The organism is Nitrospiraceae bacterium, from assembly GCA_035623075.1.
Lineage (GTDB): Bacteria > Nitrospirota > Nitrospiria > Nitrospirales > Nitrospiraceae > DASPUC01.
Map to the genome: position 1 here is coordinate 219,441 of DASPUC010000022.1, position 17,097 is coordinate 236,537.

Genomic DNA, 17,097 nt, shown 5'->3' on the forward strand with positions numbered 1-17,097 from the left:
TCACTTCGCACTATCAACCAGCCTGGGCTCATGAGACCGGTTTCTGGACCGAAATCATGACATGGATGGGAAAGAGCTGGCGAGGGTCTTGTCGGAGTCGCGCCTGCCGCAACAAGATATCAACTGACGGTACGACAAGCGCCTCGAACGAGACTTGCCCGTTCGTCACGACTGTGAGCGGCTTGGCCGAGTCGATCAAGTAGTCGTTGAGAAACAAGCTGTAGCGCTGCACGCGCTTTGTCTCGACCTCGATACGGTTTGGCGCCGCGATTGTCGCTTCCAACGTGGCGTACTGCTTGCGCTTGGTGAGTTCATCGCGTTTATTGATGAGATCGTCCGAGAAGGCTGCGATCTCATCTGTGGCATCGATGCGCACCCAGCCGAAGGCCTGGAAATGACTCGCCTCTCGCACCAGTCGTATTGTGGCGGGAAAGGGATTGCGACGTTGAGCATTGAACCATGCAACCAGAGCCGGCAATTCTTCTCGCGGGAAATAATGTCCGCCGGCCATCGGGTGTTCCCGTTGATGCTCTCGATAGATGTGGGAATAGCCTAGGTTTGCCAGTTCGCGTGAAATGGTTCGGCTCAATTCCACGGGCATCACCTGATCCTTGGCTCCATGAATCATATAGACAGGAGTCGATTGAAGATTCGCCAAAAACGGCAGCAGGACATCATCCAGTCCCCCCGCCATCGGTGCAATCCCGGCAAACGTCGGAGCCTGGTGCATCCCGATCAGCCAGGTACCGATTCCCCCGTTCGACATACCGGTGAGAAAGATCCGATCAGGGTCGACGTGATAGCGTCGCTGGACCGAATGGATTGTCGCCATGACCAGATCTTCCGCCCATCTCGTGAACCACGCTCCCGCCGGGTAGGTGGGACAGGCAAGGACGTAATCCTCCCCGAGCCTAGCCTGCCACCGTTCCAGGTAAGCCTCGCCGGAAAATCCGGCTCCGTGCAAACAGACAACCAGCCCATACCCCTTGCTCGGCTGATACGTCTGCGGCACGAACAGCGCGAGGTGGTAGGTGCGCCCCTGCACCATGATCTGCTCATCCGGCATTGTTCCAACCGGCTGAGCCTTATACTCGCGCCCCGTTTGGATCAGTCGCGTGATAGTGTCGATCGAGGCATCCGGATCAGCGACGATGTCCTGTAACGTTCGTTCTGCTTGCTCCGCATCCGCGACGTCGAGATACTGAAGCACCAGTTGAACAAGACCGGGACGGGCCGATTTCGGCGGTTCGGCCCAACCGATGCTGGCCACGAGCGTGACCAGACCGATGAGTACGCCAATGATGGACGTGAGTTTCAGAGATCGCCCTCCACCACAACATCGTCCCCCAGGCGGCGGACGGTGACGTTCCGGAGCTTCATCGATTGAGCCAATCGTCCTGGGCTCCGATCACCGATGACGGCACGTGCATCCTGGCCGCCCATGAGCGTGGGCGCCATATAAAGAACGACGTGATTGACCAGCTTCGATCGTAACGCCACTGCGTTGAGTGTACTTCCGCCTTCAATGAGGACTGACGTCACGCCGTTCTTACCTAGATATGCCATTAACGCCCGGAGGACCAGGCGACCGCGAACCGACGGTAGCATTGCGACTTCAATCCCTCGTTGCTCGAGTAGACGTACTTTGGCCCGAGATACCTTGGATGTTGTGGCAATCAATGTCCGCGCATGCTTCGAAAAGACCTTGGCTGACGGAGGCACGCGAAGACGGCTGTCCGCGACGACACGCAACGGCTGACGCGCAGCCAGTTTGAGGGGATACCCGGAAATCCGGGCGGTCAAGGAAGGATCGTCCTTGATGACCGTGCCGCTCCCGACCAGAATGGCGTCGACCGTTCGTCTGAGCTGATGCACCTCTTGTCGCGCCTTGGCGCCCGTGATCCATCGCGACTCTCCTCGGGCCGTGGCAATCTTTCCATCCAGCGTCATTCCTGCTTTCAGAATAACGTACGGACGACCTGTACTAACCCAATGGACATAGGTGCGATTAAGGTTCTCCGCCTCCTCCCGTGCCACACCAACTGTCACGGTCACCCCGGCGCGTCGAAGCTGGGCGACTCCCCGCCCCTTAACGGATGGATTGGGATCGATCATGGCTACGACGACCCGACGCACGCCTGATTCGATCACCGCGGGGACGCAGGGCGGAGTCCGTTTGTCGACATGATGGCAAGGCTCCAGCGTCACATAGAGGGTCGCGCGGAGGGTGCGAGGTCCGGCTTCCTGAAGCGCAAGAATTTCCGCGTGGGGTTGTCCCGGGCCGTGGTGGTAGCCGCGACCGACAATGCGTCCCTGTGCCACGACAAGCGCGCCGACCATCGGATTCGGGCTGGTCTTGCCGCGGCCTTTCGCAGCTAGACGAAGAGCCACGGTCATGAAGCGGAGATCCTGTGCGGCGGTGATCACCGTTTCTTGCGAGCGACCCGTGAGCGGCGGTGTGCGGCCCGGGCCGATCGGCTCGGTCTGGAACGGGATGTGGAGTGTTGCTGCGACGCTTTCGGGGCTTCGTTTTCAGCCAACGCAGCATGGGCAGCAGCCAAACGCGCGATGGCCACGCGGAACGGGGAACAGCTGACGTAGTCAAGACCGACTTGGTGACAGAACTCCACGGAACTCGGATCGCCGCCGTGTTCCCCACAGATGCCGAGTTTAATCCCCGGACGAGTTTTTCGACCAGCTCCGATCGCCTGCCTCATCAATGAGCCAACACCTTCCCGATCCAGCACGGCGAAAGGATCCGCTTCTATAATATTGGTCGTTTTGTAGAAGTCGATGAACTTGGCCGCGTCGTCGCGGGAGAATCCGAACGTCGTCTGCGTGAGGTCGTTCGTGCCGAACGAGAAGAACTCCGCCTCTTCTGCGATGCGATCAGCTGTGACCGCAGCACGCGGCAGCTCGATCATCGTGCCGACAAGATAAGACAGCTTGACGTTGTTTTTCTTCATTGTCTCCTGAGCTGCTTCACGCACCAGTTCCTTTTGCGATTTCATTTCCGAGACCATCCCGACGAGGGGAATCATGATTTCCGGTACGATTTTCTTTCCTTCCTTCGCGACTTCACAGGCCGCTTCCATGATGGCGCGGGCCTGCATGCGGGTAATCTCCGGCATGGTTATCCCCAGTCGGCATCCGCGGAGGCCGAGCATTGGGTTGAACTCATGCAACTCTTCCACGCGCGCCAAAAGCCGCCGCTTCTCGTTCAACAAGGCTGCATCTTTGCCGGTCAATTCGAGCTGGGCGATCTCTACCATAAGCTCTTCACGTTTTGGGAGAAACTCATGGAGCGGTGGGTCCAGCAAGCGAATCGTGACAGGATACCCTCTCATCTCTCGATAGAGGCCGATGAAATCCTGTTTCTGGAGGGGCAGCAGCTGATCGAGGTATTTTGCTCGTTCCTCTTTTGTACGAGCCAGAATCATTTTCTGCATGATCGGGATGCGATCCTCAGCGAAGAACATGTGCTCGGTGCGGCAGAGGCCGATTCCTTCGGCTCCGAACCCCTTGGCGATACGCGCTTGGTCCGGCACGTCTGCATTGGCCCGCACGCGCAGCCTCCGGATTTCGTCGGCCCAGGACAGAATCGTCGCGAACCGCTGATACTTATCCGATTTGTTCGGATTCAACTTCCCTTGGATGACTTGAATGATTTCTGACTCAACGACCGGGATGTCTCCTTCATACACGTTCCCGGTCGAACCATTGACGGAAATATAGTCCCCCTCGCGAAAGACCTTGGCGCCGATTCGAACGGATTGCGCGTCGATGACCTCGACTGCTTCACACCCCGCCACGCAAACCTTGCCCATCTGGCGCGCAACGACGGCCGCATGGGACGTCATGCCTCCCCTGGCAGTCAAAAATCCCGCGGCGGCATTCATCCCATGAATATCGTCGGGGCTTGTTTCCTGTCGGACCAGAATGACGCGCTGTCCGGCCGCCTTCATATCGACCGCACGATCGGGCGTCAGTGAGATTTTCCCAGCCGCAGCGCCCGGACCAGCTGGAAGGCCTCTTCCCAGCGGATTGGCTTTAGATTCTTCCTTCAGATCGAAGATCGGATACAAATACTGCGCCAACTGGTCGGGACCGATCCGCTGCACTGCCTCACGTTTCGAGATCGCTCCCTCGTTCACCATATCGACCGCGATCTTAACGGCTGCGATGCCGGTTCGTTTGCCGACCCGCGTTTGGAGCATGTAGAGCTTGCCCTCCTGGATCGTAAATTCCAGATCCAGCATGTCGCGATAATGCTTCTCAAGTCTCTTGTAGGTGTGCTCGAGATCTTTGTACGCCTCCGGGACGTTCTTCGCGAGCGCGCTCACCGGTAGAGGGGTACGGATTCCTGCGACAACATCCTCTCCCTGTGCGTTCATCAGACATTCGCCAAAAAATGCCTTTTCGCCCGTGCTGGGGTTTCTGGTGAACGCAACGCCGGTACCGCTCGTTTCTCCCATGTTGCCGAACACCATCGCCACGACGTTAACCGCCGTGCCCCACGAATCGGGAATGCCATAGAGTTGGCGATAGGTTTTGGCTCTGGCGCCGAACCAGGATGAGAAGACGGCATTGATCGCCATGCGCAGTTGATCAAGCGGCTCGTCAGGAAATTCTTTCTTGGTCTCTTCTTTTACCAGCGCTTTGAAGCTCGCCACCAACTCACGAAGGTGGCGTGAATCCAAATGTGTTTCATGGGCCACACCGACTTCGGTCTTCTTGTGTTTAAGGATCGCCTCGAAATGCTCGCGCGGGACCCCCATGACGATGCTGCCGAACATCGAAACGAACCGGCGGTAGCTGTCTTGGGCAAACCGATCATTTCGTGTCTTGGCCGCCAATCCCTCAACGGTCTTCGTCGTCAACCCGACATTCAGCACGGTATCCATCATGCCCGGCATGGATGCACGCGCACCTGAACGCACCGAGACCAGGAGGGGTCGTTCCGGATCACCAAACCCCATGCCCATCGACCGCTCGACGCGCTTTAACGCCCGTAGGGAAGCCTCCCACATGCCGGGCGGATATTTTCTCCCCAGCTTGTAGTATTCGACACAGGCTCCCGTCGAGATTGTAAAACCGGGAGGAACCGAAATGCCCAAATTGGTCATTTCAGCCAACCCCGCGCCCTTTCCACCGAGCAATTCTTTCATGTTCGATGTGCCTTCGGCCTTGCCGTCGCCGAAATAGTAAACATATTTCTTCGCCACGAGCCCTTCTCCTTCTGCTAGGACGTCACTGTACGAATGAGGTCTGCCCAGCGGCTGCATCCAAATGTAACTTATACCGCCTGACCAAATAGCGTTGTACCACAGCCCCCATGACGATCACGACAACGACGAAGAGTGCAACTCCGAGCAACCGATAGTCGGCGCGAATTCCTTGATCGACATAGTACCGCCCATCGGCGCCTTGGCGGACCTTCATGTCATTCTGGAGTTGATGAGTCTTTCCGGAAGGATCAGACAAGTTGATCCATTCGGAACAGAGTCGCATCGGCTCCGACGCGCCAGCCACCTTCTGCCATGTCAACCTGAGACAGATGTCTTGCTTCGCATTGAAATAGTCCGGGCTCCTGACCAGCTCGTCGAGATTAACCCCGCTGGCCCAGACACCGAATAGAAGAATCACATTACAAATGATGATCAGGGCAATGGATACTGCGATACCGAGGCGCCGGACGCGGCCTGCCCGTTGCTCTGCCTCAACCGAAAGTCGCGGGGCAATTTCGTTCAGGAAAGCCTGTTCCATTCGGTCGCTCCAGTGGCAACACCCTAGCTCCCTTGTACCACAATCCGAGAGAAGTCGGCGAATGACATAAAGGTCTCATCGACTTCCTTGAGCAAGGAGAGTCGGTTATTCCGCAATGTGGGGTCCTCTGCGTTTACCATCACGCCGTTGAAAAAGGCATCGATCGCCGGCTTTACACGGACCAACGCATCCAGGGCCTTCTGATACTCCCCTTGCCGCATGTGGTGGTCGAAGTCTTGACGACACAAACCATTCTGCTGATGGAGCTCCGTCTCGGCGGCATCTTTAAACACCGTAGGATCGATTGGTCCACGGTCCCATTGCTCTTTCTCCACGAGCCGATGCGCACGTTTGAACCCGATAATGAGCGGGTCAAATTCTTGTTGCGTCGTAATTCCCTGAAGCGCGTGCATCTTGGCTAGCTGATCCTGCAGATCGAACTGGCGATGGTCGGCTACCAGAAGAACAGCATCCATCACGTCGTCGCGCAGTCCGTGCTTTACCCTCCCGTAGTATCTGACTCGCTCAAACAGAAACTCCACCATCCGCTGTTGCTGGACATCAGACCCGGCTACCGCCTTGAACCCACTCTCGGCGACGATCGTCCTAGCCTGCTCGATCACCCGGCCCAGATCGAGCCGGAGGCCTCCCTCCACTAAGACACGCACGATGGCAGTTGCATGGCGACGCAATGCAAACGGATCTTCCGATCCCGTTGGCACCATGCCGACGTGAAAGAACGCCGCGATGGTATCGATGCGGTCCGCTAGGGACACCACTTGCCCTTCGAGCGAGCGAGGTAGATCCCCCTCCATCGCACGAGGCTTATAGTGATCCATGATGGCATGGCTTACAGGAACTGGCTCTTGATCATGCAGCGCATAATAGCCGCCCATGACCCCTTGCAACTCGGGAAACTCCCCCACGATACCGGATAAGAGATCGGCTTTGCACAGGCTTGCAGCCCGAGAACAAATCGTAGCTGACTCCTGATCCATACCCAATTGCTGCGCTAACAGAACGGCAAGCTTGGTAATTCGTTCCTGTTTCTGGGCCATGGTGCCGAGCTTCTGGTGAAACACGACACCGGAGAGCTTCGTCACTCGTTCCGCGAGTGTGGTCTTTCGATCTTCATCGTAGAAGAATCTGGCATCAGCCAACCGAGCCGCTAAGACACGCTCGTTCCCTTGTCGAATGAGCGACATGTCCTTCATCTCGTTGTTGGCGACGGCAATGAAGTGTGCGGCTAAGGCACCGCTCTTCTTGTCCCGCACTGAAAAGAATCCCTGATGCTCTTTCATCGAGGTGATCAGGATTTCCGACGGTACCGATAAATATTCCGGCCTGAAACTCCCCATGATAGGAACCGGCCACTCCGTGCTGTAGGTCGCTTGTTCCAGCAAAGCCTCGTCCGCATTCAAGTGAACTCCGGCCTTCTGACTGACCTGCATCAACTGTTCGTGAATCACTGCGCGTCGTTTGTCCTGCTCGACCATGACGCCGACCCGTTTGAGTCCGGACTCGTAGGAGGCATAATCACGGACGACCACTGCTTTGCCGCCTCCGAGAATACGGTGTCCGTAAGTACTACGACCGGCTTTAACACCGGCTACCTCAATCGGCAGCACGGTCCCATCGAAGAGGGCGAGTAACCACCGCACCGGTCTGGCAAATCGAACCCCTGCCTCATTCCACTTCATCGATTTCGGGAAGGAGAGTGTGGCGATGATCTGAGGTACCAACTCTGCCAACACCTCACGAGTCGGTTGTCCTTCTTCACGCTTGACCGCGAAGAGATACTCGCCTTTCGGAGTCTGCCTGAGCTGAAGATCTTGCACCGCCACCCCTTGCCCAGAGGCAAATCCGACCGCCGCTTTCGTCGGTTGACCGGTTTGATCGAAGGCAACCGCTTTGGACGGTCCCATGGTTTCTTTCACCGTTGCAGTTTGATGGGCAGTCAGTCCGTTCACTACGAAGACGAGACGCCGGGGGGTTCCCACCGTGTGCACGTGCCGATAGGACAGCCGCGATTCTGCCAGCATCCGTTCGGTGTTTTCTTTGAGCGATGCGAGGGCCGGGGCAATAAAGTCAAAGGGGAGCTCTTCGCTACCGATCTCCACCAACAGTTCGGCCGCGCTCGATGAGCGAGACGTCGCGTGCTTCTTGGATGTTGCAACCTTGGCTCTGCCCATCAATCAGATCATTCCTACGACTTGAATAGGCGACGGGTGGTCTGCCGGCGTTCCGTTTTCGACGAGGTGCTGGGACGATCGCTCAGTGGGTGGCCCATGGCGGCCCGTTCTTCGGCATACCGTTCCGCACATTGCCGCGCCAACGCTCGCACCCGCGCTATGTAACCAGTTCGCTCCGCAACGCTGATGGCCCCGCGGGCATCGAGTAGATTGAACATGTGCGAGGTCTTGATGCAGTAGTCGTAAGCGGGCAACGTCAGCCTCGCATCTTTCTTGGCAAGCAGGCGCTTGCACTCCGCCTCGAACGCTTGGAAGGTAGCTCCTAACATCGCGACATCCCCCTCCTCAAAGTTGTAACGGGAGAACTGGACCTCCGTTTCATGATGGATGTCGCCGTAGGTGATTCCCTCCGTCCAAGTCAGATCGAACACGTTATCGACTTGTTGCAGGTACATCGCGATCCGTTCGGTTCCGTAAGTCAGTTCAACCGTGATCGGATTAAGTTCGATTCCTCCGATCTCTTGAAAGTAGGTGAACTGGGTGATTTCCATCCCGTCAAGTCGCACCTCCCATCCCAACCCCCAAGCTCCCAACGTCGGAGATTCCCAGTCGTCCTGCATGAACCGAATATCATGCTGTTTCGGATTGATCCCCAGCCGGGCGAGGCTCTCTAGATACAGGTCTTGAATGTTATCCGGTGACGGCTTCAGTACCACCTGGTACTGGTAGTAGTGCTGTAGTCGGTTCGGATTTTCTCCGTACCGCCCGTCTGTTGGTCGACGACAGGGTTGCGCATAGGCCGAGCGCCAGGGCTCCGGGCCGAGCGAGCGTAAGAAGGTCGCAGGATGAAAGGTCCCAGCCCCCATTTCGAGGTCGTATGGCTGCTGAATAACGCAGCCTTGGTCGGCCCAGAAGCGATGGAGGGTAAGGATCAGGTCCTGGAAGGTCACAAACAGTCCAGCAGTCGTCCGGGCAGTTGTGGAAATGGGCTCGCTCTGAACCAGAAAATGAGGTGTGAAGCTAACAGGAATGCGCGCAGGCTGTCAAGCAACATTCCCTCTGTGATCAATGGGTTGCGGAAGAACCGTAACCAAAGAAGTTGCTACTGTTGATCCAGATGAGATTCGCTCTAAACATAGAAAAGCGAACATGAACTCTTGACGGTCAGATGATGGGTAGTCTATTGTCAGAAAACTTGATTAACTAAGTCGATTTAGACGATGAAACTATCAAAGAAAAGCGAATATGGCCTTCGAGCCCTGCTAGAACTTACCCTCGCCTACGGCAAGACCTCACTTCAACGTCACGACATCGCAGACCGTCAACACATTCCTGTGGAGTTTCTCGAACAAATTTTACTCGCACTGAAGCGTGCCGGTTTGCTTGCCAGCCGACGGGGAATGAAAGGCGGCTATCAGCTGATCAAACGACCAGAAGACATTACGGTTGGCCAAGTCATCCGCATTCTGGATGGCCCGCTTGCGCCAATCAGCTGTGTGAGCAAGACAGCCTACCAAAAATGTCGAGATTGCCCCTATGCGGACAAACCAGTCTGTCCGGTCCAGCAGGTGATGGGACCGGTACGCGACGCCATTGCAGATATCCTGGACAACTATACATTAAATGACTTCGCAGCAAGTCGTCGAGAAGGGTAGCCATGGACCAAATTGTGCTGATCCTCATCACGTTCCTCGCTGCAACAGTCAATGGAGCTCTGGGATATGGCTTTTCCTCCATCACTGTTCCCGTCGCCTTGTTGTTTTATACCAATCGCGTCTTGAATCCAGCCCTGGTTCTCGTTGAACTCGTGATCAATAGCTACGTCCTCTACATCAACCGGAAGAGCATCCCGAACATTTGGTGGCGCGTCGCACCTATTCTTATCGGCCTGGGGATCGGCATTGGGATCGGGAGCTATATCCTTTTTATGGTCCAACCGGCCTGGATTAAATTTGTAACCTACATTACTTTACTACCTCTGATTCTCCTCCAGGCTGCCGGAATCAGAAAACCTATTCGTGCCGAGAAAACCATTGCCATCCCTTTTGGGATGGGAATCGGTACGCTCTATTCCGTCACCACCATCTCCGGCCCTCCCTTGGCGTTGCTGTTTAACAATCAAGGATATGCCAAGCAGGATTTCCGAGCCGCCTTGGGTGTTATTCGTGTGGCCGAATCCAGTCTGACCGCCGTGGCATATGGCTTCCTCGGCCTCTACAGTGCCGGTAGTATGGAAATCATTCCGTTGATTGTCCCGAGCGTGTTGCTGGGTATTCCTCTTGGAACGTATCTGATCCGCTGGATGGATCCCGAAACATTCCGGCGGATCTGTATGGCGTTTGATGCCTTGGTAGTCGCGTTTGGCTTGTCCCGAGTGCTCGTCGAGTTGCAACTGGCCTCTGCTATTACCACGTACACCATCCTGTCAATCGTGGTCCTCCTCAATGGGTTCCTATTGTATCGCTTCTTCAAAGAACGCTCGGTCCCGTAAGTCTGACCGCTTCCACTTTCCTCTGTCATAGCCTAGCTTGGAAACTCCGAGATTTCTCCTGTTCTTCTTTTTGCCTGTAGGCTAGTCCCTACACTTCCTGCACTCTTCCTTCAAAATTTCTTGACCGGGCTCGCCACCTGCCCGGAGATACGCCAATCGTCAATAATCTATAACCTCTGAACTTTTCACAGTTCTTAATCTTGCAGCGCTGCACCTTCGGCGATGTTCAGGGCTCTCCCACATCCCGTCACCCACGGCATCGCCCTTGCTGAAGGGACTGCCGGGTACGAAGCGTCGCGATATTTCGTTGCTCGATGCCGGACCCAAGTAAGAATTAGGATCCTCTGCCGATCGATTTGAGAAGGTTCTGCTCTCTAATGCGCCTATTAGCCCTCTGGTTATCTTCTACCTGTCAATTGTTGTGTACCGCTACACGGTTCGGCCTCGGAGTCGTCATCATGGCACTCATCATCGGTTGTGGTGGTGGCGGGACGGACCCCAGTGGCAATTCGATGGTACCACCACCGAGCGGTGGGGGATCAAGCTCAGGTGGTGGTCCAAGTACAGGTGGCGGCGGCTCCGCTAGTCCCACTGCTTCTGTTTCACTTGCCTGGAATCCCGATTCTGATCCATCCGTGTATGCCTATTTCGTTCACTATGGGACGCAGTCCGCCGGCCAATCTGGCAGTTGTAATTACACCGCCTCAACCTTTGTTGGATCCCCCTCTGCAACGGTCACGGGACTTGACCCCAACACACAATATTTCTTCGCAGTCAGCGCATACAACGGCCTTGAAAGCACCTGTTCGAACGAAGTGTCGACGGTCACTCAGCCAGCCGCATAGGCTTTTGCAAGTTTCCGACGTATTCGTCCATCTTTCATTGACTCCCTTACCCTGGGTTTGTTAGCCTCACACTCCGCTGCTTGGGCTTCGCGCAGCTCTTTTTCAAAAGCGGCTTTTCCCTTTTTCCACAAATCCCCGGGAAGGAGATGGCATGGCTGGTTCGACGATACCATCCGAGCTTGTCAGCGAGCTTCACAACAAAGCGACACAGCTCCGAATCGACTGCGTGCGAGCTACTTCTGAAGCCGGGAGCGGCCATCCCTCCAGTTGCTGTTCAGCCGCAGACATTGTGGCTGCACTTTTCTTTTCCGTCATGCGCTATGATCCGAAGAATCCGAAAGCTCGCAATAGTGATCGCTTTGTCCTCTCGAAGGGCCACGCGGCGCCTTTGCTTTATGCCGCCTGGGCTGAAGCAGGACTTTTTCCCAAGGGCGATCTGTTGAAATTACGAACCTTGACATCAGATTTGGAAGGGCACCCGACTCCCCGCCTGTCCTTTGTCGACATGGCCACCGGCTCCCTCGGTCAAGGACTGCCCGTTGGGATCGGTATCGCCTTGAATGCCAAATATATCGATAAGCTAGACCATCGCACCTACGTCCTCATGGGTGATGGAGAGTCCGTCGAAGGGTCTGTCTGGGAAGCGGTCGAAGCAGCTCGCCATCACCAACTCGATAACTTGTGCGCGGTCGTCGATATCAACCGTCTCGGCCAAAGCGACCCCACCATGCTGCAACACGATATGGAGGCCTATCACTCACGATGGAGCGGATTCGGTTGGCACGCGATCGTCGTGGATGGACACGATCTTTCCGCATTGCTTGCGGCCTTCGACGAGGCGTCGCACGTAGCAGGCAAACCAACCGTCCTGCTGGCCAAGACGCTGAAAGGCCGCGGCATCTCGTTCATGGAAAACCACCCGAGCTGGCATGGAAAACCAATTCCCAAAGGGGAAGAGACGCAGAAGGCCATCGACGAACTGACCAGACAGTTCAAACCCATCAGTGCATCGGTACGCATTCAGACGCCGACGGCATCAGCTCCCCGTTCTTTCGCCGCCAACCCTCTTCCGCGTTCCCCATACAAGCGAGGAGATTCCGCCGCGACGCGCGAAGCATTCGGGGTGGCCTTGGAGGCTCTCGGATCGGTGAACCAGTTAGTCGTGGGTCTCGATGCGGACGTCAAGAACTCAACCTACACGGACAAATTCGGCAAGAAGTTTCCCGATCGCTTTTTCGAGAACTTCATCGCCGAGCAGAACATGGTCGGTGCGGCAGCCGGCCTAGCAGCCTGCGGAAAGATCCCGTTCGCGGCGACATTCGCCTGTTTCCTTACACGGGCGTACGACTTCATCCGCATGGCGGCTATCAGTCAATCGAATATCAAGCTCATCGGAACCCATGTAGGTGTCAGCATCGGTGAAGATGGCCCGTCCCAGATGGGTTTAGAAGACATCGCCATGATGGCCGCTCAGCCTGGTGTCACCGTGCTCTACCCTTCAGATGCCACCACCACCTACCGTCTGGTTGAACTTGCGGCGAACCACAAAGGTATGGTGTACCTGCGTGCCGGCCGTCCAAAGTCGCCCGTGTTATATGGACCTGAGGAAGAATTTCAAATCGGGGGAAGCAAGCTCGTTCGCCAAAGTGCCTCCGATACCCTGACGATCGTCGCTGCAGGTGTCACTCTTTTTGAAGCCCTCAAGGCCCATGATCAATTGAAGGCTGCTGGAATCTCTGTACGAGTGATTGACCTCTATAGCATCGTCCCCATCGACCGCGCCACCTTAATGGACAGTGCCCGGCTCACACAGGGCAGAATCCTGACCGTGGAGGATCACTACCCCCACGGTGGATTGGGTGATGCAGTCCTCAGTGCAGTGGGATCGGAAGGCATTCGAGTACACAAATTGGCCATCCGTACGATTCCCCATAGCGGAAAGCCAGAGGAACTCGTGGATCACTTTGGCATCGGAGCGCGATCGATTGTTGAAGCGGCCAAACAAATCCTTAAGTAGCCGGTCCGGTTCTGACCTCCCTCGCGAACTCGACCGTATTCCCCTGCTGAATATCCTGGCTCGATCAGACCGCCAACGCATGCTCCAAGAACTCACCGAGTCCCAGTACGGGAAGAACGATGTGATTTTCCGGGAAGGCGACCCCACTGAATATTTTCACATCGTGAAAGAAGGCACGGTGAAGTGCGTGAAGTCCACGCCGGACGGGAAAGAATGCACCATCAAGATGTTGATGCCCGGCGATCTTTTTTGCTGCGACGCCGCTGCGTTCGAGGGAGCCTGCCACCCCGGCACTGCTCAACCGATGGGAAACGTCAGCATTCTCCGCCTAAGCAAGAAGTCCTACCTCGACATGTTGCGGCATAACCCGGAGGCTGCAATAGAAGTGATCAAATATCTGGGAACCCGCCTGCACGAAGCGCAGGAGAAAACCAAGATTCTGGCGTTGGACCGGGCCGACCAGCGTCTTGCGTCCCTCCTCGTCGACCTCGCCACGCGGAACGGCATCGAAGACCCCCACGGTATTCGCTTGAACATACGGCTCACGCGGGAAGACATGGCCAACATGGTCGGTATCACCACAGAGACTGCCATCCGAATCATGAGTCGATTTAAACGGGGTCGCCTCGTTTCCGGTACCGCCAAGCGGCTCATTATCCGCGATCTCCCTCGGTTGAAAGGCCTCGCCGCAGGCTGACAGCCGGCTCTCGTGCAAAGCCAGGTCTTCCGGTTTGTTTCAAAATATGACATTAGTCATATTGCGGGCCTGGCATTCTGTGTATGCTCCCTCCACCATGAGCGAACGAAAAACCGCCGAGTAGTCCCGGCCGTTCAGGTATTCGGCTGTGAATCCATTAGCAATAGGAGGAGCATTGGGATGATGCAATCACAAAGTGCCTCTTGCAGACTCGCTGTCGCGGCGAGCCTGCTGGTTGCAGGGGCAGTAGTCACTCCAGCGGCATGGGCCAAAACGCACGAAATCACGATGACCGCCGTAGAAACCGACGTCGTGATCGACGGCAGCGGTGAGAAGTACGCAGCCTGGACATTTGACGGCCAGATGCCAGGCCCGGTTGTGCGGGTCACAGAAGGCGACACGATCAACTTCACGCTTAGGAACCCGGAGACCAACAAAAATCCTCATGCGATGGATTTTCACGCTGCAGAAATCGATTTTCTCAAGAACTATCGGGCAATCAACGCCGGCGAAACCATCAGCTATACGTTTGTCGCCAAGAAGCCCGGCATCTTCTTCTATCACTGCGGAGCGCCTCCGATGATCCAACACATCGCGCGCGGCATGTTCGGCGCGATTATCGTCGATCCAAAGGAGGCGAAAGCCTGGCCCAAGGCAGATCGCGAGTATGTTTTAATTCAGTCTGAATACTTTAAGAATCCCGGCGATGTGCAGGCGATGTTCGACCGGAAGTTCGACGGCATGATGTTCAATGGCGGCATCTTCAAGTACCATCCGTTTGTGACTGGTGGCGGGAAGCTGGATGCCAAGCCTGGCGAACGGGTCCGGATCTACTTCGTCAACGCCGGACCGAACGAGTTTTCCTCGTTCCACCCGATCGGTGAGATTTGGGACAACGTCTATGAGAGCGGCAATCCGGCCAATAGTTTGAAGGGCGTGCAGACGTACGTCGTAGGGCCCGGTAGCGCGGCCACCTTCGATGTGGTGATCGAGTCCGCCGGTGCATACCCGCTGGTGACCCACTCATTGACAGGCGCTCTCCGTGGCGCGATTGCGGTTCTCCTGGCCTCGCCTGACGCCAAACCAGCGCCACTGATGCCGATGGTGCCGTGGAAAATTGCGACACCACAAACAGAGATTACGCCAGTCCCAACGCCATAAAAAGAGCAGCGGGCCGGCCAGCGTTCCTTGGCCGGTCGGCCCGGGCCGAGGATTCGTTCGAGACGTGGTCAACAGACACTTCCTTCTCCACCTCGCATTCGCTTGCGGAGTCGTGAGTATCCCTGCCCTCGTCGGTGCAGCAGATGAGTGCATCACACTCCTATTCTCAGGATTGGCATGTCAGCACAGTTATGCAACGCTTGAGCAGAACCTCATGCGCATTCCTGGCGTGACGCGGATCGACTCCCATACGGTTCCAAACCATATTCTCATCGACGCAGATTCTGCTCTTGTAGACCCTGATTCATTGGTCGTTCGCGCGAACAACCTCCTCGAAGCGGAACCTCCCTGCCGGGTCACACGGATGAAGTCCTGCATATCAGCAGACCTTCGCACGACCATCGGACAAACCCCAGAGGAAACTTCTTCGATTTCCCAGTTTGGTCAATGAAACGAGACTCGCGATGCGCGCACGACGATGCGCTACGTGCTCAGGATGCGGTAACTGGAAGCGGCAACGAGTGAACGGAATCAATTACTTGGAAGAAGGCATAAAGTAGATGTTACGGAAGCCATTGCATCAATATCCCTGTTGATGCTGCGGTCAACTTATGGATTGGGAGCGACAAACACCAACACCTTGAGCCGCTGGCTCGTGTGATTTTTGACCCCATGTTCCTGGCCTGCAGGGGCCATCGTTCCCTGTCCCGGTCCCAGCACCTGTTTTTCCGATCCGACCTGAAAAATGCCTTGCCCCTCAAGAACCAAATAGACCTTATCCTGCTCTCCGTGAACATGGCCCTTTTGTTCTTGCCCCGGCTCGAAGCAGTAGACATCGCAGAAGAATCTAGGTGATTGGAAGATGTTGTTCTTCTTCATCTTCTCTGAGCTAAACTGCTGAAAGTCAGATAAATTCACGATTTTCATCGAATCACCAACCTCCTCGATTATGACTTCTGGTGCACCCTTCGTTCTATTCGTCTCACGATGGAATCCACTGAGATCAAGTGGTGCGATACGCCCAAATTTTTGGCTGGGACGCCGATGGCCAGCCCGAGCAATTGGGGAAGGTGCAGGATCGGCAGATTGAGCGATGTATTCACTGCCCGACCAGCCCGCTCCTGATAGATATCGAGACTCATATGGCACAAGGGACAAGGGGTTACCATGAAATCAGCTCCTCCGTCTTTGGCCTCTTTCATGTGGTTTCCCGCCATCGCCACTGCGATCGCCTCCTTTTCAAGAATGATCGGAAAACCGCAACATTGCGTGCGACCCGTGTAGGCGACCGGTTCCCCACCCACAGCGCTGATTACTTTCTCGAGCGACTGAGGATTTTCCGGATCGTCGAATCCCAGATCCCATGACGGACGCAAGATGTAACAGCCGTAAAACGGAGCGATGCGAAACTCCCGCATGGGAACGGAGACGAGTCCGCGCAAGCGCGTCAAGCCGATCTCGCGTACCACAATCCACAAAAGATGCTTGACTTGAACCCGCCCTCGATACTGCACTCCTTCCGGTTCCAACAATCGGTTGATCCGATCCAGCAAGCCTGATTCTGTCTTCAAACGCCGATTGGCGGCACTCATCACCCCCTGACAGGTGCCACAGATCGTCATCACGTCTAGTCCCAACACCTCCGCCTGTGCGAACGTCCGAGCATTGAGCGCTAACGCGACGTCCGGATCGGCCTCCGTCACGACACCGGCCCCGCAGCACGACGCGGCCGCCAGCTCGACAACGTCGATTCCCAATCGACTGATGATGGCCATCGTCGACAGGTATAGCTCAGGCGTTGCCCCCTTCGCTGCACAGCCGGGGTATAACGCATACTTCATGATGGGCACACCTCGATGCCAGTCATCCTTTACGGCAGTATATGCTAGACGAGCGGTCAAAATCAGGTGGCTTTGACGCTGAGCCGC

At 56.0% G+C, this 17,097-nt stretch carries 15 protein-coding genes; 7 read left to right on the plus strand and 8 right to left on the minus strand.

Annotated features, from left to right (window positions below; all coding sequences use genetic code 11):
• Positions 1–28: 28 nt before the first annotated feature.
• From VEI50_05865 to VEI50_05890, 6 genes are read right to left on the minus strand one after another with little or no spacing between them, the layout of a single operon-like run.
• Complete coding sequence (locus VEI50_05865; protein HXX74634.1) at positions 29–1,270, minus strand: hypothetical protein; 1,242 nt, start codon at positions 1,268–1,270, stop codon at positions 29–31.
• 44 nt (positions 1,271–1,314) lie between these two features.
• Complete coding sequence (gene ribD / locus VEI50_05870) at positions 1,315–2,427, minus strand: bifunctional diaminohydroxyphosphoribosylaminopyrimidine deaminase/5-amino-6-(5-phosphoribosylamino)uracil reductase RibD (GenBank protein ID HXX74635.1); 1,113 nt, start codon at positions 2,425–2,427, stop codon at positions 1,315–1,317.
• Positions 2,424–5,225: a pyruvate, phosphate dikinase gene (gene ppdK, locus VEI50_05875; GenBank protein HXX74636.1), complete on the minus strand. Its 2,802-nt coding sequence runs from the start codon at positions 5,223–5,225 to the stop codon at positions 2,424–2,426. The genes ribD and ppdK overlap by 4 nt, the downstream gene beginning before the upstream one ends.
• A 25-nt stretch (positions 5,226–5,250) precedes the next feature.
• Positions 5,251–5,766, minus strand: coding sequence for a hypothetical protein (locus VEI50_05880; GenBank protein HXX74637.1), 516 nt, complete (start codon positions 5,764–5,766; stop codon positions 5,251–5,253).
• 23 nt (positions 5,767–5,789) lie between these two features.
• On the minus strand, positions 5,790–7,958 hold the full coding sequence (gene glyS / locus VEI50_05885) for a glycine--tRNA ligase subunit beta (GenBank protein ID HXX74638.1): 2,169 nt from the start codon (positions 7,956–7,958) through the stop codon (positions 5,790–5,792).
• A 14-nt stretch (positions 7,959–7,972) separates the two neighbouring features.
• Positions 7,973–8,908, minus strand: a complete 936-nt coding sequence (locus tag VEI50_05890) for a glycine--tRNA ligase subunit alpha (GenBank protein ID HXX74639.1) — start codon at positions 8,906–8,908, stop codon at positions 7,973–7,975.
• Positions 8,909–9,178: 270 nt separating this feature from the next.
• On the opposite strand from VEI50_05890, the gene VEI50_05895 reads away from it, so the two are divergent.
• The 7 genes from VEI50_05895 to VEI50_05925 all read left to right on the plus strand — a co-directional run bounded on the left by VEI50_05895 (position 9,179) and on the right by VEI50_05925 (position 15,620).
• The gene (locus tag VEI50_05895) at positions 9,179–9,613 is read left to right on the plus strand and encodes an Rrf2 family transcriptional regulator (protein HXX74640.1); all 435 of its coding nucleotides are present in this window, start codon (positions 9,179–9,181) and stop codon (positions 9,611–9,613) included.
• A 2-nt stretch (positions 9,614–9,615) separates the two neighbouring features.
• Entirely contained in the window at positions 9,616–10,449 is an 834-nt protein-coding gene (locus VEI50_05900; protein HXX74641.1) for a sulfite exporter TauE/SafE family protein, read from the plus strand.
• 458 nt (positions 10,450–10,907) lie between these two features.
• On the plus strand, positions 10,908–11,294 hold the full coding sequence (locus VEI50_05905) for a fibronectin type III domain-containing protein (GenBank protein HXX74642.1): 387 nt from the start codon (positions 10,908–10,910) through the stop codon (positions 11,292–11,294).
• 151 nt (positions 11,295–11,445) lie between these two features.
• Positions 11,446–13,311, plus strand: a complete 1,866-nt coding sequence (locus tag VEI50_05910; protein HXX74643.1) for a transketolase — start codon at positions 11,446–11,448, stop codon at positions 13,309–13,311.
• Positions 13,280–14,008, plus strand: a complete 729-nt coding sequence (locus tag VEI50_05915; GenBank protein ID HXX74644.1) for a Crp/Fnr family transcriptional regulator — start codon at positions 13,280–13,282, stop codon at positions 14,006–14,008. The genes VEI50_05910 and VEI50_05915 overlap by 32 nt, the downstream gene beginning before the upstream one ends.
• Before the next feature lie 180 nt (positions 14,009–14,188).
• Positions 14,189–15,169: a multicopper oxidase domain-containing protein gene (locus VEI50_05920; GenBank protein HXX74645.1), complete on the plus strand. Its 981-nt coding sequence runs from the start codon at positions 14,189–14,191 to the stop codon at positions 15,167–15,169.
• Positions 15,170–15,281: 112 nt separating this feature from the next.
• The gene (locus VEI50_05925) at positions 15,282–15,620 is read left to right on the plus strand and encodes a hypothetical protein (protein HXX74646.1); all 339 of its coding nucleotides are present in this window, start codon (positions 15,282–15,284) and stop codon (positions 15,618–15,620) included.
• A gap of 158 nt (positions 15,621–15,778) precedes the next feature.
• Here VEI50_05925 and VEI50_05930 read toward each other — a convergent pair whose 3' ends face one another.
• Both VEI50_05930 and VEI50_05935 read right to left on the minus strand, forming a co-directional pair.
• Positions 15,779–16,096 (minus strand): cupin domain-containing protein, encoded by a 318-nt coding sequence (locus VEI50_05930; GenBank protein ID HXX74647.1) that lies wholly within the window; start codon positions 16,094–16,096, stop codon positions 15,779–15,781.
• A gap of 20 nt (positions 16,097–16,116) precedes the next feature.
• Positions 16,117–17,010: a CoB--CoM heterodisulfide reductase iron-sulfur subunit B family protein gene (locus tag VEI50_05935; protein ID HXX74648.1), complete on the minus strand. Its 894-nt coding sequence runs from the start codon at positions 17,008–17,010 to the stop codon at positions 16,117–16,119.
• Between the last annotated feature and the right edge of the window lie 87 nt (positions 17,011–17,097).